This is a genomic window from Aeromonas diversa CDC 2478-85, assembly GCF_000819805.1.
Classification (GTDB): Bacteria; Pseudomonadota; Gammaproteobacteria; order Enterobacterales; family Aeromonadaceae; genus Aeromonas; species Aeromonas diversa.
Window position 1 is genome coordinate 80582 of the sequence record NZ_CDCE01000034.1, and the last position, 25693, is coordinate 106274.

Sequence of the window (25693 nt, forward strand, 5' to 3'; positions counted from 1 at the left end):
CCTCTTCGTTATTGGGCTGGGTACCAGCGCACATGGAGCGTCTGTTCGCGGCTCTCGAGCGGGACCAGAAACTTGGCGTAGATAGTTTCGAACTCGTCCTGATGATCGAGCAGTCCGACCCATACCTCGGCCCAGTCGGTCAGACTCACCTGTTCGCCCAGCTCGTTGGCCCAATCTTCGGCGGGCAGGGTGGCCTCGACCGCGCCGCGTTGCTCGAACTCCAGGGTGATGTCGACCACCTGCTCTGCGGTCAGGTGATCCGCCGCCTCTTCCAGGAAGCGATCGTAGGCCAATTCAACCAGTTGGTCCGGGGTTCTCTGTGTCATAACTCCTCCATCAAAGCGGCCCAACTCTAGCAGCAATCCCGTCTGAGAACCACCTTGCCCCGATGGCAGGGGAAGACCATGCTTGAAGCCGCAGCAGGAGGCGTGATGAAGATACGGCGGTACAGGCTGAGCGTGCGACGCAGGCGAGAGGTATGGTGGTGGCATTTTTTGCCCCAGCTGGAGCAGGGCAGAAAAAAGGGGTCATCGTGAGAGGACCCCTTATCGATGATGCGCGGGCTTAAGGCGCCTGGCGCACCTGTTGCAGCGTTACACTGCCCAGCTGCTGCATCTGACGCCGGATCCAGGCCGAGCGTTTTGCTACATAGGGAGAGGGAGGATTGACCCGATAACGCCAGGGATTGGGGAGTGCGGCCGCCAGCAGGGAGGCCTCATAGGCGCTCAGACGGCGGGCTGGCTTGTGGAAGTAGTGCCTCGCGGCGGCCTCGGCACCATAGATGCCGGGGCCAAATTCGACGATGTTGAGATAGACCTCGAGGATACGCGCCTTGTCCCAGCCGAGCTCCATCAGCAGGGTAAACCAGGCCTCCAGCCCCTTGCGCAGGAAGCTGCGATCACTCCACATGAAGAGATTCTTGGCGGTCTGCTGGCTGAGCGTACTGCCCCCGCGCACAGTGCGCCCCGACTCGTTGTGCTTGAGCGCGGCTTCAATGGCTTGCATATCGAAGCCGTTGTGTTGGGTGAAACGCTGATCTTCGGCCGCGATCACCGCCAGTTGCAGCGAGCCGGCAATGTCCTCGAGGGGAACCCACTCATGCTGGACCTGCTTGACCGGGGCTGGTGGGTCGATGGCGCGCAATACGCGCCAGCTCCACATAAAGGGATCGACAAAGCGCAGCACCCCGACAGAGATAATCGAGAGCATCAGCCCCCACAGCAGCAGGATCACCAGAAAACGCGGCAGGCGACGCCAGTGCCAGCGAGGGCGAGGCAGTGTGAGGGCAATAACGTCACTCACGGCAGCCATTCAATATGACAGAACTTCTCTTCATCCGAGCGCGACAGCAGCAGGCGGGCGAAGAGATGGGTAAACTCCTCGGCCTCATTGACCAGGCCGATCCACACTTCGGCATACTCCTCCTCATTGGCAACAAAACCCACGTCGGCCTCCCAGTCATCACCGAGCTCGACTTCGGCCATCAAACCCTGTTCGTTATAGAGGGCGTTGAAGCGGGCAATTTCGTCGGCGGGAAGGTTGTCGGAAGCCAGCTCGAGAAAGAGCTCCATGGCGGTGTCGAGCAGTTGCATATGATCGTTCATCAATCGGGTCCATAAAGAGGCGTGAGCCGGATGAGGGTGACGCAGCCAGAGGCTGCCGCGCATTTTATCCTTGTGCCGTTCCCTTGGCGAGCGGGAAACCGCTGTCCCGGCGGAAAGGGGCTTATCGACCCTTGCCCACGCGTCGCTGGGCGGCATGGGTTGCCTGTGCTCTAATAGCCTCCTTCGAGTGATCTTCATCAGCGACCCTGGGTGGGTTGGTAAGCAGTGGAGTTGAGCAATGCAAGAGACGCAGTGGCATCAGATCATGGGACTGGGGGTTGCCGGTAATTTCGCCGGGCACCTGGAGCAGGCGGGGGAGGCTTCCGATTTCGTGGCCGTGATGGTCCGCGACAAGTTGGCCCCCAAGGCGATGTTCCCCTTCTATGTGCCGGGCCGTGATGGCCAGCTGGGGGTCTATCCCCTCAGTAGCGATACCCTGTTACTGCCAGAGGCGGCCGTATCGGGGGATGAGAAAGTCCAGATTGAGCCGGAAGTGGCCCTCTTGTGTCAGGTCGAGTATCGTGATGGCAAGGTGAGTGCGCTGCAACCGGTGGCGTTCGGTGCCTATAACGACTGCTCCATTCGCCGGCCCAATGCGCGCAAGATCAGCGAGAAGAAAAACTGGGGGGCATGCAGCAAGGGGCTCTCGGCGACCCTGATCCCCATCGATGGATTGCAGGCCGGTGGTCTGCTCGACGGTTATCGCATTGCCTGCTACCTGGAGCGCGACGGCGAGCTGATCCCCTATGGTGTGGACAGTGCCGTGGTGGATTACAGCTATTTTCACGATCGTCTGGTGGAGTGGATGAGCGACAAGCTCAATCATCAGGAAGATGAGGGCCCTGCCGAATATCTGCTGGGGCTGCTCGAGGGTGCGGGTTACCCATCGCGTCTGCTCATCAGCATAGGGGCGACCCGCTACACCGACTTTGGTGAACGCAACTTCCTGGCCCCGGGGGATCTGAGCTGCGTGGTGCTCTACCCGGCCGCTCGCTACGATGAAGCTAAGGTGCAGGAGGCGATTCGTGCTCGCGCCTTCCCGGCGGATATGAGCCCACTGATCCAGGTGGTGCAAGCCCTCTGAATCTTACTCTGCGCTAAAAGCAAGAAGGCCAGTCATCAGACTGGCCTTCGTCGTTATGGCGGGCTTAGTGGAGTATGTCACCCACGAAGTAAGCCAGCAGGGTAATGATGACAGTGAATATGAGGTTGAGGACCAGGCCGGCGCGCATCATCTCCCGCTGCCGGATGTGGCCGCTGGCGAAGACGATGGCGTTCGGGGGGGTGGCAACCGGCAGCATAAAGGCGCAGGAGGCACCGATCGCAATGAGAACCGAGATAACCACGGGGGAAACGCCCAGGGCCTCGGCCACGCCAGCGAACAGGGGCACCAGCAGGGCCGCAGTGGCGGTGTTGGAGACCAGCTCGGTCAGGAAGATGACAAAGGTGGCCAGGCAGAGCAGCACCAGGAACAGAGGCTGGTTAGCCAAGACAGCGGAGAGATGCTGGGCCAGGAAGGCATTGGCCCCGGTGTCTTTGAGGATCATGCTCAGCGTGAGACCACCGCCGAACAGCATCAGCACCCCCCAGTCGGTGTTCTGGTTGATGTCATCCCAGCTGGCGACGCGGCTGACCGCGATGGCAAGAATGGCGCCCATGGCGATCAGGGTATCGAGCTGGGCGATCCCCCCGAGCGCATCGGAGAGAGGCTGCGAGCCGATCCACAGGACTACGGTGGTGAGGAAGATGGCGAGCGTCGTCTTGCGCTCGTTATTCCAGACGATGTTCACCTCCTCGCTCTTGACCTGATGAGAGAGGGTCGGGCGGATCACCAGATAGAGCAGGGCGATGCCGACGGGCAGGAAGATAGCAACAACGGGGATGCCAAACTTGAGCCAATCGGTGAAGCTGAGCCCCATCTGGGCTGCGGCGATGGCGTTAGGGGGGCTGCCGACCAGGGTGCCGATCCCGCCGATACTGGCGCTGTAGGCGACGCCAAGCAAGACAAACACCAGGGTGCGACGCTCTTTATGAACATCCAGCCCTTTGAGCATGCCGAGGGCCAGCGGCATCATCATGGCGGCGGTGGCAGTGTTGCTGATCCACATGGAGAGGCCGGCCGTCGCCGAGAAGAGCACCACGGTCGCCCATCCCAGATGCCCCTTGGCCAGTTGCATCATCTTGCCGGCCAGTTGGGTGTCCAGATGCTGTTTTGACAAGGCGGCCGCCAGCGCAAAGCCACCGAAGAAGAGAAACAGCACTGGGTTGGCAAAGCTGGTGAGCGACTTGGTCATGTCTGACACCCCGAGCAGGGTCGCCAGCACAGGAATCGCCAGAGCCGTGATGGTGATATGCACCGCTTCGGTGAGCCAGAGGACGGCGATAAACACCAGGATGGCCAGCCCCTTGTTGACGTTGGGGTCGAAGGGCAGCCAGGCCAGCATGGCGACCAGCAGCAGTACGTCAGCAATGAGGATGCCGGATTTGATATCCAGCCAGCGTCGGGTCGAGCTCTGTGGCAGGCTCGAAGAAAAGTGTATGTCGCTCATGAGATTCCGTCGGGTTGTTGTTTTATTGGTGACAGGCATGTTACATCGTGGTAACCGTTTTCGAACAGTCAACCCTGCTGAAAATATGGTGCGACTCACAATAATCAACGGCGATGCATCCTGCCCCTCTGCATTATGCAGGATGCATCACTGGTTCAGGTTTCTCTGGGCAGACTCTGGAGCCACTGTGTGAATAGTGGCGCGGGCAGGGCTCCGCTACGCTGGGCGATCACCCTGCCGCGTTGGAAGACCAGCAAGCTTGGGATGCTGCGGATGGCAAAACGGGCGGCGATGGCGCTCTCTTTCTCGGTATCGAGCTTGGCGAAGCGGAAGGTGGGCTCGAGCTCCATGGCAACGCTCTTGAAGACGGGAGCAAATTGCAGACAGGGGCCACACCAGCTAGCCCAAAAGTCGATGACCACCGGCAGATCGGAGGCGATAAGAGCCTCAAAGTTGGCCTCGGTGGCCGTGACCGGAGTATGCTCGATGAGTGGCTGATGGCAACGACCACAGCGCGCCTCTTGGGGGGCGCTATCAAGCTTCATTCGGTTCTTGGCATAGCAGCGGCTACAATAGGTGATGATGGAAGACATGCCGTCTCCTCGATGATTCGAAAACAATGAGAATAACACGGGATGAACATGACGGAACGAAGCTATAACTGGCTGTGGGCCGGTCTGGTGCTCTCCATTCTGCTGTTGGTGGGAGGCGGCATCTATCAAATCAGGCAGCTTGAGCGTGCCGTCGCGCTGGTTCAGCGCGCCGATGAACTCTTCCACAATATCAGCGTGGGCACTGTGTCGGTCTTGGGTCATCCCATGGACGTCAAGGTAGGTGAGCGGCTGGAGCGGCTGCATCAAGAGACCGACGCGTTTGTGAGTTTCTATCGCGATTCGTCTTTCGAGCCGGCTGCTATCCAGCGCGATACCATCCTCGCTATCTTGGCTCAGTACATGCGCGAGCTGACCGCGCTTGGCTTTCAGATAGAGCAAGTTCGAAGCCTTGGCGAGGCTTATGAGCAGCAAATGGGCACCTTGACGGGCGTGAAACCTGTTGCGGCGCATCGACACGGCGGCGCAGAGGCGATCGCCCCCGACCCACAGCGGCTGCTGTCCATGGTCACCCCCGCCCAGGCCGAGAAGTTGGCTCCCCTCTATGACGAATGGCAGCAAGCTGATCATCGGATGCATCAGATGCGTGATCAACTGGCGGCCAACTCCCAGCTCTCGACGCTTCTCGAGTGGAAGATGGCGCAGAGCATGGAGATCAATCGCCTGAAACAGGTGCTCTATATCGGAACCGCCCTCATGGTTTTGCTCACCTGTATCACCATTGGCGGGATTTTACTGCAGCGAGACAAGCACCTGCGCGCCCTGGCGCGTCATGCACACATGCTGGCCAAGAGCCGCAGTGATTTCCTGGCCAACATGAGTCATGAGATCAGGACACCGATGAATGCGGTGATCGGCTTTACCTCGCTGACGCTGCAAACCGAGCTGACGCTGACCCAGCGCGACTATCTGAGCAAGATCAAGGTCGCCTCGGATAACCTGTTGCTGCTCATCAACGATATTCTGGATCTGAGTAAGTTCGAGTCGGGTAACTTGACGCTCGAGGAGAGCGACTTCAGCCTGAATGCCCTGCTTGCCTCGCTGGCCGCCATGTTTGCCGACATGAGTGAGCGCAAGGCGCTCGAGGTGGTGATAGACAAGGCTCCAGAGGTTCCCGACAGGCTGCGTGGCGACACCCTCAGGTTGGGTCAGGTGTTGATCAATCTGGTTGGCAATGCCATCAAATTTACCGAGAAGGGCATGGTTACCCTCACTATCTGTATCAATGAGCAGGGGCGGTTGGCATTTATGGTGAGCGATACCGGTATAGGTATCGATCCCGAGCAATGCTCAAGGCTGTTTCAGCCCTTCTCGCAGCTTGATGCCGGTTACACCAGAAAATATGGCGGTACCGGCCTTGGGTTGAGCATCTCGCAACGCCTGGTTGGACTAATGGGGGGGACCATAGGAGTGGAAAGTGCGCCCGGTCAGGGGGCGCGCTTCTTCTTTGACATTCCCTTTTCGCCCGCCGTGTACGGAGGTGAGAGTGGCGAGCATCGACTACCCAAGGGGTGCGAGATCCTGCTGCTCGAGGACAATCCACTGGTGATGGCGTTGCTATGCAACATACTGCAGCGTGCCGGTGCCACTGTCCATGGGGCGACCACCCTGGACGAAGCCAGGGAGCAGGTCCGATTGGTCGGTGAGCGCCTCTCCATGGTGATCCTCGACTGGCGCCTCGGAAATGAAGATGGTCTTGATCTGATCCCGGTGCTGCGTGGTCAACCGGCCCTGTCAACCCTGCCGGCGCTGGTGGTCAGTGCCTGGTCTCGGGATGGCTTGCATCAGCGAATGGACTCACTGGGGCTGCAACACTTCTTGAGTAAGCCCGTGACAGAGCCGCAGCTGCTCGAAAAAGTGGTATCCCTCTTGACCCAAAGTGCACAGCAAGTTGCCCCGCCGCCTGAAGAGCGGGTCGATTGGGCGGGTGAGCTGGCCGGACTCAAGATCTTGCTGGCAGAGGATAATCGGGTGAATCAGCAGTTGATCGTCGAGTATTTGAGGCGCGTCGAGGTGCACACCGAGGTGGTCGATAATGGGGCCGAAGCGGTGCAATGGGTACTGCAAGATGAGTTTGATCTGGTGCTGATGGATTTGCAGATGCCCGTCATGGATGGGCTGGAGGCGTCACGCCGGATCCGGCGTTATCGGTCGTCGAACGTCTTGCCCATCATTGCCCTGACGGCCAGTGCCATGCCTGAGGACAGGGGTCACTGCTTCGACGCCGGCATGAATGGCTATGTGACCAAGCCGGTGGGCAAGACGGAGCTCTATAAGGCCATCACTGAGTTGGTTTCAACCCGCACCAAGCAGGCCATGATGCCGACGCAGACGCTGCCTCTGTTCGATCGCGCTACGGCGCTAGTGAGAGTCAGTCAGGATGAAGAAGCCTTGATGGTGATGGCGAGCCAGTTTGTCAGTGAGCATAGGAACGCCATGCACCAGCTTGAGACTGCGCGGCAGAAGGGAGACAGGGAGCATCTGTGCCGTTTGTTGGGGTCCTTGAAAGGGTTGGCCGCGAATCTCATGGCAAAACGGTTGCAAAACGCCTGTGCCAAGCTCATGCATGCCGTGTTGGATGAGCGGGAGCTGCCCCAGTTTGACGAACTGCACGAGATTTTCGCACAAACCTTGAGCGCCATTGAGAGTTATCTGTCCACTCAGGAGAGTATCGATCTCTATGAGCGTCACGCCGAGCCGCAATGGCTCGCCGGCCTGGGAAAAGAATGAAACTGATTTTTATTTCCGACGCTTTACAATAGAGCCTTTCCCATCCGGGTTGCCCAAGAGGTTGTCGTGACTGTTTTTCTTCGCCTTCGCTGGTTTTTTCGCGAACAGTGGCGCCGTTATGCGGCGGCCATCGTATTGTTAATGCTGGTGGCGCTGTTGACGGCCATCCCTCCCAAGATCGTGGGGACAGTCGTGGACAGGGTCACCAAAGATGGCGTCGGTCTGTCTGATCTCTGGGGTTATCTGGCGCTGTTGTTGCTATTGGGGCTCTGTATCTATGCCCTGCGCTACGTCTGGCGCGTCACCTTGTTTGGTGCCTCCTATCGACTGGCTTATGTGCTGAGAAATCGTCTCTTTAACCACTTTCTCTCGATGAGTCCCGATTTTTACCAGCGTCATCGCACGGGGGCGCTGATGGCTCATGCGACCAATGACATTCAGGCGGTCGAGATGACGGCCGGTGAAGGGGTGCTCACGCTGGTGGACTCCTTTATTGTCGGGGCTTTGGTGCTTGGCATCATGTCGACCCAGTATTCCTGGCAGCTCACGCTGCTCTCACTGCTGCCGTTGCCCATCATGGCCTTGTGCATGAATCGCTTTGGCAAGCAGATCTATCGTGAGTTCAAAGAGGCGCAGGCCGCCTTCTCACGGCTCAATAACAAGACCCAGGAGGCGCTCTCGGGAGTCAGAGTGCTCAAGTCGTATGCCGTGGAGGCGCTGGAAGATCGTGCCTTTGCCGAGCTGACGCGCCAAGCAGGTCTTCGCAACATGGCGGTGGCCCGCATCGATGCCAAATTTGATCCCGTCATCTACCTGTGTATCGGTGCTTCCTATTTTCTGGCTGTGGCCGGAGGGGGATATCTGGTTGTGCAGGAGCGGCTCACTCTGGGTGAGTTGACGAGTTTTACCATGTACCTAGGTCAATTGATCTGGCCGATGTTCGCGATTGCCTGGCTGTTCAACATCATAGAGCGTGGCAGCGCCGCCTACAGCCGCATCGAGACGCTGCTGGCCGAGCAAGGGGCAATTGGTGAGCCGGCGTCACCGCAACCATCTCACCGTGCCTTGCCGTTAACCGTGGAGCAGGTCGGCTGGACGCGGGAAGGGCGCATCCTGCTTGATGATGTTCACTTCTCCCTGGATGAGGGAGGCATGATTGGCGTGGTTGGCCGAACCGGTGCGGGCAAGAGTTCACTCATTCGCTTGTTGCTGCGTCTGGCTGACCCCGACACGGGGCGCATTACCATGGACGCCCTACCGTTACCCGAGCTGGCCCTGGCCGAGTTACGCCGCCACATAGCCTATGTTCCTCAGGAGCCTTTTCTCTTCTCGACCACCATAGGGGCCAACATTGCCTTGGGTCGGCCCGATGCCACCGTCGCAGAGATAGAGAATGTGGCGAAGATAGCCTGTATCCATGACGAGATCCTGCGTTTTCCCAAGGGGTATGAGACCGAGGTCGGGGAGAAGGGGGTGACCCTCTCCGGTGGACAAAAACAGCGTATTTCCATTGCCCGGGCATTGCTGATGGAGGCCCCAATTCTGCTGCTCGACGACGCCCTCTCGGCGGTGGATGCCCATACCGAGCAATACATCCTGCACGCACTGCATCAGCAGAAGCGGACCTTGCTCATCGCCTCTCACCGCATGACCGCTGTCGAGCAGGCTGACGAGATCCTGGTGTTGGATGAAGGGCGGGTGATACAGCGTGGTACTCACGATGCCTTGATGGCGGAAGGGGGGTGGTATGCCGAGATGGTGCGCTATCAGCGGCTGGAAGAGGAAGAAGTATGAATTCAACCGTTAGGCGTCTACTTGGCTATGCCCTGGATCACAAAGGATGGCTCATTCGTGGTCTGGGATGGTTATTGCTGGCCACCGCGGCCGAGGTCGCAGGCCCATTGCTTATCAAGCTGTTTATCGATGACTACCTGGCGCCACGTCAGCTGGTGGCTTCGGCGCTGGTGACACTGGCGGTGGGCTATCTGTCGCTGCAACTGTTATCGGCACTGGGTTTTTATCGACAGTCACTCCACTTTAATCACATTGCCCAAGCCGTGGTTCAGCGTCTGCGCGAGCAGGTGTTCTCCACGGCGATCCGGCTGCCTGCCACCTACTTTGACAAGCATCGCTCCGGCGCGCTGATCTCGCGTATCACTAACGATACCGAGGCGATCATGAACCTCTATGTGCAAGTGATCGGTCAGTTTGTACAAAAGCTGGTGCTGCTGTTTGCCATTCTCTGCTCCATGGCCTTGCTCGATCTGCGACTGATGCTGGTCTGTGCCGCGCTGGTTCCTGCGGTGGCCGCCATCATGTGGCTCTATCAGCGCTGGAGCGTGCCTGTGGTGCGTGCGACTCGCAGCCTCCTCTCGGATATCAACAGCCGTCTCAATGAATCCTTGCAGGGGATGACAGTGATCCAGACGCTGGTGCAGGAGCGTCGTTTTGCCGCGGCCTTTTCCGAGCTTAACGGCGAGCACCAGAAGGCGCGTCTGCGGGGTCTGAAGATCAACGGCCTGCTGCTGCGCCCGCTCATTGACCTGCTCTACATGCTGGTGTTGGTGGGACTGCTCAGCCTGTTTGCCTGGGAAGGGCAGGGCAGCGGCGCCGTACAGGTCGGGGTACTGTATGCCTTCATCAGTTATCTGGGACGCATGATCGAGCCCATCATCGAGATCACCAACCAGCTGGGGCAGTTGCAACAATCCATGGTCGCCGGTGAGCGTGTCTTCGAACTGTTGGATGAGACCCGTGAACCGACGGCGGGACAACGTATCCCTTTGGCCGGGCACGTGCGATTCGAGAGTGTGAGCTTCTCCTATGACGGGGAGCAACCCGTGCTGACCGATATCGACTTTGAGGTCAAGACGGGCCAGATGCTGGCGTTGGTCGGGCATACCGGAAGCGGTAAGAGCACCATCATCAGCCTGCTGATGGGCTATTACCCGTTAGGCGCCGGGCGCATTCTGTTTGATGGCCATGGGCTTGAAGACCTGGCACTGGGGAGCCTGCGAAGCGAGATGGGGTTGGTGCAACAAGATCCCTTTATCTTCGCCGGTACCCTGGCCGAGAACATTCGCTTGGGGCGCGAGGGTATTGATGAGGCGCGTCTCTGGCAGGTGCTTTCCGAGGTGCAGCTGGCCGACTTTGTGCGCAGCTTGCCCAACGGGCTCGAGAGCGAGCTCGACGAAGGGGGCAAGAATCTCTCGGCCGGCCAGCGGCAGCTGCTCTCGTTTGCAAGGGCTCTGGCCTGTAACCCGCGTATCCTCATCCTCGATGAGGCCACGGCCAGCGTCGACTCCCAGACCGAAGCCGCCCTCTCGATGGCGTTGGTAAATGCCCGGCGCGGACGTACCACGATAGCCGTGGCGCACCGTCTCTCAACTATTGTCGATGCCGACGAGATCCTGCTGCTCTCACGCGGCCACGTGCAAGAGAGAGGCTCTCACGCGGCCTTGATGGCAAGGGGAGGGCACTACGCTCATCTGTTCGATATGCAGAGTCAGGGGGCCTGGCGTGAGCAGGTAGAACGGCGCGCCTGATGTGAACAGCCGCCATGGATGGCGGCTTGCATTCGCGATTGGATACAGGCAACATCTCCATAACATCAACTCATCGGATCAGTTGCCATGGACCTGCAACGTTTCAAGGCCAATCTGGCCTTACGCCTCTTCGTGTGGCGCTACATTCCGCTCATCGGTTTTTGCGCCCCGATCATAGAAACCCTGAATGCCAAGGAGCTGGCGATCCGAATTCCTCTCGGATGGCGCACGCGTAACCATCTGGGCAGCATGTATTTTGGCGCGCTCGCCACCGGAGCCGATCTGGCCGGAGGCTTGCTGGTCATGGAGAAGGGGAAGCAGCGCAAGCGCAAGGTGCATTTCGCCTTCAAGAGCGTGGCGGGGGAGTTTATTCGCCGCCCCGAGGCGGATGTGCGATTTTACAGCGCCGCGGGTGAACAGATCGATGCCATGATCGAGGAGTCCATCGCGACGGGGCAGAGGATCAACCGCCCCATCGAGGTGGTGGCCACCTGTCCGGAGCGGGACGGCGATGAGCCGATGGCGCGCTTCGAGCTGGTGTTGTCGCTCAAAGCTGCCTGATCACGGCTTGATCACCACCTTCATACCATTGAAGTTGACGACCTGTTCGGCGCGGATCTTGCCCCGTTTACGGGTATCGACCTGACCATCTACCTCGACCAGGCCTTCGGCGATAAGTTGTTTGGCCTGGCCGCCACTGTCAGCCCAACCCAGATGCTTGAGCAGATCGCAGAGCTCGACGTGAGGGTGGCCTTCAAGGTTGAACGTTTCCATTTTTTCTATCCGAGTGAGTACAAAGCGCGCCATTTTAGGCCTCTGTGGTGTCACTTTCAAATAGGACGGTTGCTGTCGTGACCGGATTGTCGGCCTCTTGGTTTTGACGGTAATCCCATTAAAGTAAGGGCCCCATCATTATCAGGATCACCCGATGAAAGCCCTCTGGACTCTGCTTCCCCTGTTGGCACCGCTACCCGCACTCGCCACCACTCCCATTCAGGTCTCGCTGCCAGGCGTCAATCTGCCTTCAGACAGTCGGGTTGAGGGGGGGAGGATCTCCGCTCTTTACGGTCGTACCAGCCAGGTTAAAGGGGTGGATCTCTCCTTCATCGGGCTATCTGACACCGATAGCTTTGCCGGGGTGCAACTTGGCCTGTTTTTCGGTGCGGCGCGCGTGCGACACGACTTCAAAGGGGTGGCATTGACCCTCGCCAACTGGCATGAAGGGCAAGATAGCGGGGTTAATATTGGCTTTGTTAACTTGACCAATAATGTGCAGGGACTTAACTGGGGCGCCGTCAACATCGCTCAGGGGAATGCCCTTGCCAACGTCGGGTTTGTCAATTATGCCGAACGCACGACTTTCCAGCTTGGATTCATCAATGCAACCAAGCATCTCGACGGCGTGCAGATTGGGTTGGCCAACTATGCCGAGAACGGTATTTTCCCGCTCCTCCCCCTCGTCAATATCAAGAAATCCTTCTAAAGCATCGTGCCCTTCGCTACCCTTCCCGCTCTTGACGGGGGAGAGGGTATGAGAGAACGAGACGACGAGTGGCAAGCCATCGGTATTGGCTGGGATGTGCGGGGTTGGCAGAGCAAGGCCCAGGCGGTTGCCGTGGTTGGCTGGACACCGGGTCGCCCACTCAGTTGGCTGGGTATTTCGCCGCTCTTTCGGTTGAGCTCTCGCCGTGAGCCAGATTTGCGTGCACTCCTGGCTCCGGCCTTGACCGATCCCAAGATGCTCGCGCGCGTGCTTGCACATCCTAGCGTGAGTCTGGGCATTGATGCGCCGCTTACGTTTCCGTCGGCCTTTGTCGAGCTGCTACGCTCGGGTCGTGGCCCGAGTCGTATTCCTGAGCGGGAAATAGACAATCCCTATGCATATCGGGATTGCGATCGCTGGATCTATCGTCAATATGCAAAGAAGCCGCTCTCGGCAAGCTTTGACCGACTGGGGAATAACGCGACCCTGGCCATGGCGATGTTGCCGGCTCTGACTCAGGGGGAGGGGGTGTCGACGATTGAAGTCTACCCGGCGCTCGCCAAGGAGGCTGGAAGGGCGAGCGTGGCCTTACCCGAATTGCAAGCTCATCTACCTCAACACCTTATCCCCGGCACGGATCCCTACGATGCGGCGCTGTGCGCCTTGATGGCGCTACAGCATGCCAGTACCGGTGCTTGTGAGGCATTACCCAAGCTGGTGGCTCCCGTGGCGGGTATGGATGACGGCTGGATCTATCACTTCGCTCCCAAGGCGCAAATCGTAGCGCCATAAGGCGCTATTAGCGCTGCTGGCCACGACTAAGGTAGATATTCTTAAGAGCAACCCAGGATATGCCATCACACTAATATTATAAAAAACAAAAAATCACCGACATGGACTGACGAAACATTCCATTGATTCATCGACCACCCGGTTGGGCAGTCTGTTAGGGGAGGAAACCGTTGACCGGGGCGGGGTGGCTGTGACAGCCTTTGGCGGTCAACTATAGGCGTGGAAGCAAACAATAATGACACACACCAGTGAGGCCGTTGCGGCCAAGTACCGTCTGGATTACCAGGCACCCCATTATCTGATCGACACCATCGATCTGGATGTTCAACTGGGGGAAGAGAAGACCCGGGTAACCGCCATCTCCCGTGTTCGTCGCAATGGCGAGCACAACGAGCCGTTGCGGCTCGACGGTGATGAAATGGAGCTCATCACCGTCGCCATCGACGGGCGTCCCTTTGGGGATTATCGCCTGCTTCCGGGCGGGCTCGAGCTGGCCAACCTGCCGGCCGAGTTTGTGCTGACCATAGAGACCGATATCGATCCTGCCGCCAATACGGCGCTGGAGGGGCTCTACAAGTCCGGAGATGCCTTCTGTACCCAGTGTGAAGCGGAAGGATTCAGGCGCATTACCTATTATCTCGATCGCCCCGACATCCTGGCGCGGTACAGCACCCGGATCACGGCCGACAAGGGCAAGTATCCGTATCTGCTCTCAAACGGTAACAAGGTGGCCAGCGGTGACCTCGAGGGAGGGCGTCACTTCGTTCAGTGGCAAGATCCCTTCCCCAAACCCAGCTACCTGTTTGCCCTGGTTGCCGGGGATTTCGATGTGCTGCGCGATCATTACGTGACGCGCTCTGGGCGCGAGGTTGCCCTCGAGATCTTCGTCGACAAAGGAAATCTCGAGCGTGCCGACTTCGCCATGGAGAGCCTGAAGAAGGCGATGAAGTGGGATGAGGAGCGCTTCGGTCTCGAATACGACCTCGACATCTACATGATAGTCGCGGTCGATTTCTTCAACATGGGGGCGATGGAAAACAAGGGGCTGAACATCTTCAACTCCAAATTTGTGCTGGCCAACCCGGCCACCGCCACCGATCTTGACTACCACGGCATCGAGCGTGTCATCGCACACGAGTATTTCCATAACTGGACCGGTAACCGGGTGACCTGTCGTGACTGGTTCCAGCTCAGCCTCAAAGAAGGCTTGACCGTGTTCCGCGATCAGGAGTTTTCCTCCGATGTCGGCTCCCGTCCGGTCAATCGCATCAATAACGTTCGCACCATCCGTGGCCCCCAGTTTGCCGAGGATGCAGGCCCCATGGCCCACCCGATCCGCCCCGATGTGGTGATCGAGATGAACAACTTCTACACCCTGACCGTCTATGAGAAAGGCTCAGAGGTGATCCGCATGATGCACACCCTGCTCGGCGAGGAGAAGTTCCAGGCCGGGATGCGTCTCTATTTCGAGCGCCATGATGGTACTGCTGCCACCTGTGAAGACTTCGTCTGCGCCATGGAAGAGGCATCTGGGGTCGATCTCGGCCGTTTCCGTCGCTGGTACAGTCAATCGGGGACGCCTGAGTTGACCGTGTGCGACGAGTTCGATGCCGCCAGCGGTGAATATCGCCTGCACGTCTCCCAGCATACCCCGGCCACGCTGGATCAGGCCGAGAAGCTCCCTTTGCACATTCCGCTGGCAATCGAGCTCTATGATCAGGACGGGAACGTGCTGCCGTTGCAACGGGCCGGTCAGCCCCTCCATTCGGTGCTGAATGTGCTCGAGAGCGAACAGACCTTTGTATTTGATGGTCTGACGCAGCGCCCCGTGCTCTCCCTGCTGAGCGACTTCTCGGCGCCGGTGCGACTCGATTATCCCTATACGGAAGAGACGTTGGCATTCCTCATCGCCCATGCGCGCAATGAGTTTGCCCGTTGGGACGCAGCCCAGACCCTGATCAATCAGGCCGTGATGACCAATGCGGCCAGCGTGGGGCGAGGGGAGGGGATCGCGTTCTCGCCGACCCTGCTCTCAGCCTTCGTCGCCGTGCTCGGTGATGAGACCCTCGAGCCCGCCTTCAAGGCCGAGTTGTTGACCCTGCCGGGTGAGGGCACCCTGCTCGAGCTGTTCGACACCGCCGATATCGATGCCATTCATACGGTACGGCGCGCCTTGCAACAGTCTCTGGCGGTGGCCTTCGGCTCCCGACTCGACGAGCTGCATGAGGCCCTCAAGGCCGAGCGTTACGAGAACAATCACGTCGCGGCGGCGCGCCGTGCTCTGCGTAACGTGCTGCTCGGCTACCGGGTTGCCCGCGATGGGGACAAGGCCGATGACCTGGTGGCGGCCCAGGCCGATCAGAGCGACAACATGACCGACCTGCTGGCGGCGCTGCAGGTGGCCAATGGCTTCCTGCTGCCATGCAGGACGCGTTTGCTGGCGCAATTTGAGGCCAAGTGGGCCCACGACGGCCTGGTGCTCGACAACTGGCTGCGCCTGGTGGGCACCAAGCCTGCGGACGATGTGCTGGCCGAGATCCGCGGCGCCATGGCGCACCCGACGTTCAGCATTCGTAACCCGAACCGGGTGCGAGCGTTGATCGGCAGCTTCGCAGCCGGTAACCCGGTGCAGTTCCACGCCAAAGACGGTAGCGGATATCGCTTCCTGGCCGATCAATTGGTGGTGCTCAATGAGGTCAATCCGCAGACGGCATCGCGCATGATCACGCCGCTTATCCAGTTCAAGCGGCTCGATGAGGGGCGCAAGGCCCTGGTGCGTGCCGAGCTGGAGCGGCTCGCCGCCCTGCCCAATCTGGCAGCGGATCTGTTCGAGAAGATAGATAAAGCGCTCAAGATGTAAGAGAACATGCAGCGGGCGCCAGTCGCCCGCTCTTTTCAGGAGTCGCCATGAAACAGTACACCTTTCGCCTCAGCCTCTCCGCCGACGAGATCTTGCGCCTCTATCGGGGTGAGGTCCGTAAACTGGTGGTGCGCAGCGAGCAGGGCTTGGTGCTCGAGCTTGCCGCCGACAAGCTCAGGCCCTTCGTCAATCAGAGTGGCGTCTACGGTCGCTTTCTGCTCAAGACCCAGGATGATCACCGCTTCCTCAGCCTGGAACGTCTCTCTTAACACTCTGCTCACATTTTGCCCACTCCTGCCGACACCCCTGCGGCGAAAGTGTGGTTTGGCCAGTTGCTTTTCCTGTCAGTTAACGCTCATGGCAGCATATCTGACGAACGACGCCGTGATCTCGCCCTAATTTTTAACAAGTTGTTATCACCTCGACTCGCCTTGTTACATGCTTGGGATTACACTCGCGCTGACCCTTGTACCCAGCGCGGCACCAGCTGCCGTTTGCGGTGTGAAGTCCGCTAAGGAAAACAACAAATGGCTTTGAAAGACGCACCCGTTTCCGTCCTGCTCGAAAACGTCATCCAACTCGTTAATCAGAAACTGCCCAACAAGAGTGCCACCCTGGTCGAGCGCTTCGTCGCCAAGTTCTATGGCAACATGGGCAGCGACGACCTGGTCGATCGCAACGACAGCGATCTCTACGGGGCTGCCATCAGCCTCTGGAACGCCCTCAACCGTCGCAAGGAGACAAGCCCCCATATCCGGGTCTATAACCCCGAGCTGACACGTCATGGCTGGCAGTCTCCCCACACCATCGTCGAGATGATAGTGCAAGACAGTCCCTTCCTGGTGGACTCTTTCCGCATGGCCCTCAAGCGCCTCGGGATCACCGCTCACATGATGCTTCATCAGCCGCTGCACTTGGTTCGCGGCAAGGATGGCGAGATCAGCGATATCCTGGGGATCGACAATACCGATGGACAGACGTCAGTCGAGACCGCCTTCCTCATCGAGATCGATCACCTGACCGATGAAGCCCAAATGGAGGCGCTCAGTGCCGAGCTCCACTCGGTCGCCGGGGAAGTGGCGCTGGCGGTCGGGGATTGGCTCCCCATGCAAGAGCGTCTGCAAGCCATCATCGACGAACTGCCCAAACGCCCGTCGCCGCACACCAAGGCGCAGCGTGATACTGCGGTGACTTTCCTCAAGTGGGTTGCTGCCCATAACTTCACCCTGATGGGCTATCGCCGCTATGACGTGAAGGCGATCGAGGGGGATCACGAGATCACCCCAGTGGAAGGCTCCAGCCTCGGGCTGATGAAGAACTCCATCAAGGAGGGCGGCATGCGTCTTGGCGCCATGCCGGCCAGCGCCCGTCATGCGGCCCTGAGCCAAGATCTGCTGATCCTCACCAAGTCCAACAGCAAGTCCCGGGTCCATCGCCCCGCCTATATCGACTATATCGGCATCAAGCGTTTCGACGAGCACGGCAAGGTGGTGGGCGAGGATCGCTTCATCGGTCTCTACGCCTCCTCTATCTACAACACCAGTGCCACCCAGATCCCGCTCATCAGCCACAAGGTGGAGCGCATCATGGGAGCCTCGGGTTTCGAGAAGGGCTCTCATGCCTACAAGGCGCTGCTCAACGTCCTCGAGACCTATCCGCGCGATGAGCTGATCCAGGCCAGCGATGAGGAGTTGCTCGATACCGGTCTCGGGGTGCTCGAGATGCAAGAGCGCGACATGCTGCGCCTGTTTGTGCGTCGCGACGTCTATGGCCGCTTCTTCTCCTGCATGGTCTATGTGACCAAGGAGCGCTACAACACCGCCTTGCGGGTCAAGACACAGCAGGTGTTGCAGCAGTACTTCGGCAGCGAGGAAGAGGTGGAGTTCAACGTCTACTTCACCGAAGGGGTGCTGGCCCGCACCCACTACATAGTGCGCGTCAACAATAACAACGTGGATGTGGATGTGAACGAGATCCAGACCAACCTCATCGAGGCGGCCCGCAGCTGGGACGATCGCCTCGATACCGTATTGCTCTCCCACTTTGGCGAGACCCGTGGCAATGCCCTGCGCCGCCGTTTCAGCGCCGCCTTCCCGCGCGCCTATAAAGAGGACGTGCTGCCCGGCTCTGCCGTCGCCGATATCATTCAGCTCGAGTCCCTCTCGGAGGAGACGCCTCTCGGCATGCTCTTCTACCGTCCCCAGGAGGAGAGTGACAGCCATAAGGTGCGCCTCAAGCTGTTCCATCGCCACGAGCCCATTCACCTCTCCGATGTGCTCCCCATGCTCGAGAACATGGGGCTGAGAGTGATCGGTGAGACCCCCTACCAGGTGCGCAACGGTGCCGGTGAGGTGTTCTGGATCCTCGACTTTGCCATGACCTTCACCGGCAAGGTACTCGATCTGGAGGAGTGTCAGACTCGCTTCCAGGAGGCCTTTGCCGCCGTGTGGGAGAAGCGCCTCGAAGACGACGGCTTCAACCGTCTGGTGCTGGGGGCCGGGCTCAGCGGTCGCCAGGTCTCGGTGCTGCGTTCCTATGCGAAGTACATGCGCCAGACCGGCGTGACCTTCAGCCAGGCCTACATCGAAGAGACCCTCAATCGTTATCCCGAGATCGCCCGGCGCCTGTTCGACTTGTTCGAGCAACGGATGAACCCGGCCATCGCCCGCAACGAGCAGGCTCTTGATAAGCTGCTCGGAGATCTTATCCATCGACTGGATCAGGTCGCGAACCTGGATGACGATCGCATCATCCGTCGCTTCATGGAGATGATCGAGGCGACCCTTCGCACCAACTTCTACCAAAAAGACGGAGCCGGCCAAGAGAAGCCCTACATCTCCTTCAAGATGGCCCCGGCGTCGATCACCGACATGCCGCTGCCGCTGCCCAAGTTTGAGATCTTCGTCTACTCGCCTCGCGTCGAGGGGGTTCACCTGCGTTGGGGCAAGGTGGCCCGTGGTGGCCTGCGCTGGTCTGATCGCAAGGAAGACTTCCGCACCGAGGTACTGGGTCTGGTCAAGGCGCAGCAGGTGAAGAACACCGTCATCGTGCCGGTCGGTGCCAAGGGCGGCTTCTATTGCAAACAGATGCCGGTTGGCGCCAACCGCGCCGCCATTCAGGAAGAGGGCAAGGCCTGCTATCGCCTCTTCATCCGCGGTCTCTTGGATGTGACCGACAACATCATCAAGGGCGAGGTGATCCCGCCCAAGGATGTGGTGCGTCACGACGAGGACGACTACTACCTGGTGGTCGCGGCTGACAAGGGCACTGCCACCTTCTCCGACATCGCCAACGAGATCAGCCTCGAGTATGGCCACTGGCTGGGTGATGCGTTCGCCTCCGGCGGCTCGGTCGGCTACGACCACAAGAAGATGGGCATCACAGCCCGCGGCGCCTGGGAATCGGTCAAGCGCCACTTCCGCGAGATGGGGGTCGACTGCCAGACCACCGACTTCACCTGTGTCGGGATCGGTGACATGGCGGGTGACGTCTTTGGCAATGGCATGCTGCTGTCCGAGCACACCCGCTTGGTGGGCGCCTTCAACCACATGCACATCTTCGTCGACCCGGCGCCGGATGCGGCCAAGAGCTTTGCCGAGCGCAAGCGACTGTTCGATCTGCCCACCTCCACCTGGGATGACTACGACAAGTCGCTCATCTCCCAAGGGGGCGGCATCTTCCTGCGCTCTGCCAAGTCCATCAAGCTCAGCCCCGAGATGAAGAGCCTGCTGCACACCGAGCGTGACACCATGACCCCCAACGAGCTCATCAAGGCGCTGCTCTGCCTCGATGTGGATCTGCTGTGGAACGGTGGCATCGGCACCTATGTCAAGAGCCGCAAGGAGAGCCACGCCGAGGTGGGGGATCGCAGCAACGATGCCCTGCGTGTCAACGGCGGTGAGCTCAAGGCGCGTATCGTGGGCGAAGGCGGCAACCTCGGCTTCACCCAGCAGGGGCGCATCGAGTACGCCATGAACGGTGGCCGTCTCAACACCGACTTCACCGACAACGTCGGGGGCGTGGATTGCTCCGACAACGAGGTGAACATCAAGATCCTGCTCAACCAGCTGGTCGATGCCGGCGATCTCACCGTCAAACAGCGCAACCAGATGCTCTATGAGATGACCGACGAGGTGGCCCAGATAGTGCTGACCAACGCCTATCGCCAGTCCCAGTCCCTCTCGGTCACTCGCTATCGTGGTGACGAGCAGCTCAAGGAGCAGCAGCGTTTCATTCAAGCCCTGGAGCGTGAAGGCAAGCTGGATCGTGCCCTCGAGCATCTGCCGAGCGATGAGGAGCTCTCCGAGCGTATGGCCGCGGGGCAGGGGCTGACCCGTCCCGAGCTGGCGGTACTGGTCGCCTATGGCAAGATGGTGCTCAAAGATCAGCTCAATACCCCTGAGGTGACCGAGGATCCTTTCCTCGCCCGTATGTTGATCAAGAGCTTCCCGACCCAGCTGCAGCAGCGCTTCGGCGAGGCGATGCAGCAGCACCCCCTGCGCCGCGAGATCATCGCAACCCGCGTGGCCAACATGCTGGTCAACGACATGGGCCTCAACTTCGCCTATCGTCTGCGCGACGAGACCGGTGCCGGCGTGGCCGAGGTGGCCGTCTGCTTTGCCATGGCGCGCGAGGTGTTCGGCTTCGATGCCCTATGGCGTGGCATCGAGGGTCTCGATAACCGGGTCAGCGCCGAGACCCAACTCGAGATGATGTTCTACAGCCGCCGTATCCTGCGCCGGGCGACCCGTTGGTTCCTGCGTGCCCGCAACCGCAACTGGAGCATCGAAGAGACCGTCGCCTTCTTCCGTCCGGCCTTCCTCAAGCTCTCCGAGCACCTCTATGAGGTGATGGAAGAGAGCGAGGTGGTGGAGCACAAGGATGGGGTTGCCCGTCTGGTCGGTGAGGGGGTGCCCGAGCCTATCGCCCGTCAGTTGGCGCACATGAGCAGCCTCTTCTCCAGCCTGGATCTGGCACAGGTGGCGGCCGAGCAACAGGTCGACGTGCTGCGGGTAGCCGATGTCTATTACCGCCTCGGTGCCCGTCTCGAGCTGCACTGGTTCCTGGCCCAGATCAACCACCAGCCGGTGGGCAACCATTGGCAGGCCATGGCCCGCGCCGCCTTCCGTGAGGATCTCGACTGGCAGCAACGGGCGCTTACCGCCGTGGTGTTTGAAGGGTGCAAAAATCAGGGGGAATGCGGTACCATACTGGCCGACTGGATTTCGGAGCATGAGCAACTCCTGTCCCGTTGGACCCACATGCTGGCCGACTTCAAGACCACCAGCACACACGAGTTCGCCAAGTTCTCGGTGGCCTTGCGGGAGTTGAACCTGCTCCAGTTGAATTGCCGAACCTCGGCATAAGACGAACAAGCCCCGGCCTATGCCGGGGCTTTTTTAAGGAGCAACGATGTACTATCCCCTCGCCAGGCACTTCCTGTTCAAACTCGATCCCGAAGTGGCCCACGAACTCTCCATCAAGCAGCTCTCCCGCCTTCAAAATACCCCCCTGGATCGCCTCTTTCGTCAGACCCTGTTACCGCGCCCCGTCACTGTCATGGGGCTTAATTTTGCCAATCCGGTCGGGCTTGCCGCCGGTCTGGACAAGGATGGCGAGTGCATCGACGCTTTCGGCGCCATGGGGTTTGGCTTTGTTGAGGTGGGCACGGTGACACCGCGCCCCCAGTCCGGCAATGACAAACCGAGGTTGTTTCGGGTGATTCCGGGGGAGGGGATCATCAACCGCATGGGCTTTAACAACAAGGGCGTGGATCACCTGGTCGAGAACGTGAAGCGGGCGCGCTATCAGGGGATCATCGGGATCAACATCGGCAAGAACAAGGATACCCCCCTTGAGCATGGCAAGGACGATTACCTGATCTGCATGGATAAGGTGTATGACCATGCCGGTTATATTGCCGTCAATATTTCCTCACCCAACACACCGGGACTACGTCAACTGCAATATGGTGATGCCCTCGACGATCTGCTGGGATCGTTGAAACATCGTCAGCAAGAATTAGCCGAGCGTTACAAGAAGTATGTCCCCGTCACGGTGAAGATTGCCCCGGATTTAAGCGATACAGAAATTGAGCAAGTGGCCGACTGTTTTATGCGTCACAAGTTGGACGGGGTGATTGCGACCAATACGACCCTGGCCCGTGACATGATTTACGACATGCCCCATGCCCAGGAGGCGGGGGGACTTTCCGGCCGTCCATTACAGCCGCGCAGCACCGAGGTGATCCGTCAACTGAGCGGTTATCTGAAAGGGGCCATGCCGATTATCGGGGTCGGTGGGATTGACAGTGCCATGGCGGCCCGCGAAAAAATGGCGGCAGGAGCCAGTCTGGTCCAAATATACAGCGGGTTTATTTACAAGGGACCCGAGTTAATCAAAGATATTGTGACCAATATTTAAGCAAGGGGCGCCCCGCTAATTGAAATTATCACGACTCTCTGCATAAAATGGATATTGAGTCAATTTTCGAGTTTAAGGGGCGCCCATGATCATTGCACCAAACGATCACTGGCACTGGCATTATGACCATCAGGCGGATCGTCTGATGCTCGATTTATCCGAGCAAATGTTGTTTGCGACCGAGTATTGTGGCAAGCAACTGGTCCCCGCCGCGTTTAATCATGCCCCTTTCTGTGTCGACGATGCGGCACTCTATTACCACTTGATGGAGCGTACCCAGGAGTTGAACTGGTCGGCCCCCCATCAGGTGCAACTCGTCCTCAACGCGATTGCCGTGACCCGCTTCTATAAGCCCTTGATGCCGCAAAGCTGGTTTTTTTCTGAGCTGGCAGGGTATATGCCGGAGGCGGGCGAGCTGGTCGAGATGGTCACTGCGCACGCCAGCGGCGAGTTTCTCGTCATCGAGGCCGGCGAGCAGGCGAGCGTCTGTCTCTGTCTGAGCGATGATCTGGTACTGACGACCAGCAAGTCGCTGCCCCACTTTGGGGTCATCAAGGTGATGAACAACCGGATGCGTCGTCGTCATCGGCAACCGCAGAGCTATCTGCAGGCGGGTTAATCCCGCTACTCCATTCGGCCACACCACAGTGGTCACCCCAAGCCACCCTTAATTGCCCTCGACGCTCGCATAGTCTGTGTGTAGAGAAGGCAATAGGGTATAATGCTGCCCTTTTATGGCATCCCCGTGAGCGTGATGAAACAATTTTTTGCAACCTGCCCCAAGGGGCTGGAAGGCCTGCTGGCCGAAGAGCTGACTGGTCTTGGCGCGACCGACGTGCGCGAGACCGTCGCCGGTGTCCACTTCAAGGGCGAGCTCGAGCAGGCCTACAAGGCCTGTCTCTGGAGCCGTCTCGCCTCCCGTATCGTGTTGGTGCTGGCCGAATTCGCGGTCAAGGACGATCTCGATCTCTACCTGGGCGTCCACACCCTGCCGTGGGAGCAACACTTCCCGGCCACCTCGTCGATCGCGGTGGACTTCACCGGTACCAGCTCAACCATTCGTAACACCCAGTACGGCGCGCTCAAGGTCAAGGATGCCATCGTCGACCGCTTCCAAAAGCGCAGCAGCGCCCGTCCCGATGTGGACAAGAAACAACCGGACATCCGCATCCTCGGCCACCTCGGCAAGGGTAAGGTGAACATCACCCTGGATCTGTCGGGCTCTGCGCTGCACCAGCGCGCCTACCGCCAGGGCACCGGCGAGGCGCCGCTCAAGGAAAACCTGGCCGCCGCCATGCTGCTGCGTAGCGGCTGGGCCGGTGAGGCCCTGCTCGATCCCATGTGCGGCTCGGGCACCCTGCTCATCGAGGCCGCCTTCATGGCCGCCGACGTGGCGCCGGGCCTCAACCGCCCGCGCTGGGGCTTCGAGAAGTGGCTCGGCCACGATCCCGAGCTGTGGCAGAGTCTGATGATGGAAGCCCAGGTGCGTGCCAAGCGCGGCCTCGGCCGCGTCGGTGGCAAGATCCTGGGGCGCGACAGCGATGAACGGGTGCTGGCCAAGGCCCGTGCCAACGCCAAGGCGGCCGGGGTAGGGCACCTGATCCAGTTCGCCGCCGGCGACGCCGTCAACCTCTCCAATCCCCTCAAGGGGACCGACGAGGTGGGCATGCTCATCTGTAACCCGCCCTACGGCGAGCGTCTGGGCGAGTTCCCGGCCCTCATCGAGGTGCACCAGGCGCTTGGCGATGCCCTGCGCCGCGAGTTCCAGGGCTGGAAGGTCTCCATCCTCTCGGCCTCGCCGGAGCTGCTGAGCTGCCTGCGCCTGCGTGCCGACAAGCAGTACCGCCTGTTTAACGGCGGCATCGAGTGCCAGCTGCGCAACTACCAGATCGCCCTCGACTCGGTCGCCTCGAGCAAGCAGGTGGCGGAAGATTTCGTCAACCGCCTGAAGAAGAACCTCAAGGGGCTCGAGAAGTGGGCCCAGAAGGAGGGGATCGAGTGCTATCGCCTCTATGATGCGGACTTGCCCGAATACAACGCCGCCATCGATCGCTACCGCGACTGGCTGGTCGTGCAGGAGTATGCCGCGCCCAAGGACATCCCGGCCCAGAAGACCCGCCAGCGCCTGCTCGATATGGTGCAGGCCGCCATCGCCGTTACCGGTGTGGATGGGGAGAAGGTGGTGCTCAAGGTGCGCGAGCGTCAGGAAGGCAAGCAGCAGTACCAGAAGCTGGCCGAAGAGAAGCAGCGCTTCGAGGTGAGCGAGTACGGTGCCAAGCTTTGGGTCAACCTGCACGACTACCTCGATACCGGGCTCTTCCTCGATCACCGCACCACCCGCCGCAAGCTCGGCGAGATGGCCAAGGGAACCCGTTTCCTCAACCTCTTTGCCTACACCGGCAGCGCCACCGTGCACGCGGCGCTGGGCGGTGCCCGCGAGACCACCACGGTCGACATGTCGCGCACCTACCTGAACTGGGCCCAGGACAACATGCGTCTGAACGGCCTGACCGGTCGTCAGCACCAGTTTGTGCAGGAAGATTGCCTGCAGTGGCTGAGCGAGGCACAGGGGCAGTACGATCTCATCTTCATCGACCCGCCCACCTTCTCCAACTCCAAGCGGATGGAGTCGACCTTCGACGTGCAGCGCGATCATCTGATCCTGCTCGGCCACCTCAAGCGCCTGCTGGCGCCGGAAGGGACCCTGGTCTTCTCCAACAACAAGCGCCACTTCAAGATGGACATGGAGGGCGTCGCCGATCTGGGCCTCGAGGTGCAAAACATCAGCAAGCAGACCCTGCCCAAAGACTTCGAGCGTAACCCGCAGATCCACAACTGCTGGCTGATCCACCACGCGAAGGGCGCATGCTGACCCTGTTTCACACCGACGGTTGCCACCTCTGTGAGGAGGCCTGGGCCCTGCTGGAGACGGCAGGGCTCACCAGCATCACCCGGCGCTGCGACATTCTCGACGACCCGGCCTGGCTTGACGCCTACCGGGTGCGCATCCCTGTGCTGCGCGACGAAGCCGGGTGCGAGCTCGGCTGGCCGTTCGATCTGGCGGCACTGCGCCGCTTCACCGCTATACACCCTTAA

Annotated in this window: 20 protein-coding genes; 14 read left to right on the forward strand and 6 right to left on the reverse strand. The window is 59.7% G+C overall.

The genetic code is table 11. The annotated features are described in order from the left end of the window. Positions 1-8 precede the first annotated feature (8 nt). The 3 genes from BN1121_RS14690 to BN1121_RS14700 all read right to left on the reverse strand — a co-directional run bounded on the left by BN1121_RS14690 (position 9) and on the right by BN1121_RS14700 (position 1604). Entirely contained in the window at positions 9-326 is a 318-nt protein-coding gene (locus BN1121_RS14690) for an HI1450 family dsDNA-mimic protein (protein ID WP_005358151.1), read from the reverse strand. Between the two features lie 238 nt (positions 327-564). Further along, positions 565-1311, reverse strand: coding sequence for a monofunctional biosynthetic peptidoglycan transglycosylase (gene mtgA / locus BN1121_RS14695; protein ID WP_005358153.1), 747 nt, complete (start codon positions 1309-1311; stop codon positions 565-567). Continuing rightward, positions 1299-1604: an HI1450 family dsDNA-mimic protein gene (locus BN1121_RS14700; protein ID WP_005358156.1), complete on the reverse strand. Its 306-nt coding sequence runs from the start codon at positions 1602-1604 to the stop codon at positions 1299-1301. Before BN1121_RS14700 ends, mtgA begins: the two co-directional genes overlap by 13 nt. A gap of 238 nt (positions 1605-1842) precedes the next feature. On the opposite strand from BN1121_RS14700, the gene BN1121_RS14705 reads away from it, so the two are divergent. Further along, the gene (locus BN1121_RS14705) at positions 1843-2688 is read left to right on the forward strand and encodes a DUF5718 family protein (protein WP_005358158.1); all 846 of its coding nucleotides are present in this window, start codon (positions 1843-1845) and stop codon (positions 2686-2688) included. Between the two features lie 64 nt (positions 2689-2752). On the opposite strand, the gene BN1121_RS14710 is transcribed toward BN1121_RS14705, so the two are convergent. Next, complete coding sequence (locus BN1121_RS14710; protein WP_005358162.1) at positions 2753-4153, reverse strand: SLC13 family permease; 1401 nt, start codon at positions 4151-4153, stop codon at positions 2753-2755. A gap of 155 nt (positions 4154-4308) precedes the next feature. Beyond that, a complete protein-coding gene (trxC, locus tag BN1121_RS14715; RefSeq protein WP_005358165.1) occupies positions 4309-4746 on the reverse strand; it encodes a thioredoxin TrxC in 438 nt (145 codons plus the stop codon). A gap of 48 nt (positions 4747-4794) precedes the next feature. On the opposite strand from trxC, the gene BN1121_RS14720 reads away from it, so the two are divergent. The 4 genes from BN1121_RS14720 (at position 4795) to BN1121_RS14735 (ending at position 11600) form a co-directional block, all read left to right on the forward strand. After that, a complete protein-coding gene (locus tag BN1121_RS14720) occupies positions 4795-7494 on the forward strand; it encodes a hybrid sensor histidine kinase/response regulator (protein ID WP_161624307.1) in 2700 nt (899 codons plus the stop codon). 66 nt (positions 7495-7560) lie between these two features. After that, a complete protein-coding gene (locus BN1121_RS14725; RefSeq protein WP_043157964.1) occupies positions 7561-9288 on the forward strand; it encodes an ABC transporter transmembrane domain-containing protein in 1728 nt (575 codons plus the stop codon). Further along, positions 9285-11039 carry an ABC transporter ATP-binding protein gene (locus tag BN1121_RS14730; RefSeq protein WP_043157965.1) on the forward strand — a complete coding sequence of 585 codons (1755 nt, stop codon included), beginning with the start codon at positions 9285-9287 and terminating at the stop codon, positions 11037-11039. The genes BN1121_RS14725 and BN1121_RS14730 overlap by 4 nt, the downstream gene beginning before the upstream one ends. Before the next feature lie 87 nt (positions 11040-11126). After that, a complete protein-coding gene (locus tag BN1121_RS14735; protein WP_005358177.1) occupies positions 11127-11600 on the forward strand; it encodes a DUF4442 domain-containing protein in 474 nt (157 codons plus the stop codon). Here the strand turns inward: BN1121_RS14735 and ybcJ are convergent, their stop codons facing one another. Further along, a complete protein-coding gene (gene ybcJ, locus BN1121_RS14740; protein WP_005358181.1) occupies positions 11601-11813 on the reverse strand; it encodes a ribosome-associated protein YbcJ in 213 nt (70 codons plus the stop codon). A 154-nt stretch (positions 11814-11967) separates the two neighbouring features. Here ybcJ and BN1121_RS14745 point away from each other — a divergent pair, with 154 nt between their 5' ends. From BN1121_RS14745 to BN1121_RS14785, 9 genes are all read left to right on the forward strand, one after another. After that, the gene (locus tag BN1121_RS14745; RefSeq protein ID WP_005358184.1) at positions 11968-12522 is read left to right on the forward strand and encodes a VC2662 family protein; all 555 of its coding nucleotides are present in this window, start codon (positions 11968-11970) and stop codon (positions 12520-12522) included. A gap of 48 nt (positions 12523-12570) precedes the next feature. Then, entirely contained in the window at positions 12571-13314 is a 744-nt protein-coding gene (locus BN1121_RS14750; protein WP_005358188.1) for a DUF429 domain-containing protein, read from the forward strand. 235 nt (positions 13315-13549) lie between these two features. Then, a complete protein-coding gene (gene pepN, locus BN1121_RS14755; RefSeq protein WP_005358191.1) occupies positions 13550-16174 on the forward strand; it encodes an aminopeptidase N in 2625 nt (874 codons plus the stop codon). A gap of 47 nt (positions 16175-16221) precedes the next feature. After that, complete coding sequence (locus tag BN1121_RS14760; RefSeq protein WP_005358204.1) at positions 16222-16443, forward strand: DUF2835 domain-containing protein; 222 nt, start codon at positions 16222-16224, stop codon at positions 16441-16443. A gap of 258 nt (positions 16444-16701) precedes the next feature. Next, complete coding sequence (locus BN1121_RS14765) at positions 16702-21540, forward strand: NAD-glutamate dehydrogenase (RefSeq protein ID WP_005358207.1); 4839 nt, start codon at positions 16702-16704, stop codon at positions 21538-21540. A gap of 46 nt (positions 21541-21586) precedes the next feature. After that, entirely contained in the window at positions 21587-22597 is a 1011-nt protein-coding gene (gene pyrD, locus BN1121_RS14770; protein WP_005358210.1) for a quinone-dependent dihydroorotate dehydrogenase, read from the forward strand. A gap of 85 nt (positions 22598-22682) precedes the next feature. Next, the gene (locus BN1121_RS14775) at positions 22683-23216 is read left to right on the forward strand and encodes a cell division protein ZapC (protein ID WP_005358212.1); all 534 of its coding nucleotides are present in this window, start codon (positions 22683-22685) and stop codon (positions 23214-23216) included. Positions 23217-23318: 102 nt separating this feature from the next. Beyond that, positions 23319-25469, forward strand: coding sequence for a bifunctional 23S rRNA (guanine(2069)-N(7))-methyltransferase RlmK/23S rRNA (guanine(2445)-N(2))-methyltransferase RlmL (gene rlmKL, locus BN1121_RS14780; RefSeq protein ID WP_005359573.1), 2151 nt, complete (start codon positions 23319-23321; stop codon positions 25467-25469). Beyond that, on the forward strand, positions 25463-25693 hold the full coding sequence (locus BN1121_RS14785) for a glutaredoxin family protein (protein WP_005359562.1): 231 nt from the start codon (positions 25463-25465) through the stop codon (positions 25691-25693). Before rlmKL ends, BN1121_RS14785 begins: the two co-directional genes overlap by 7 nt.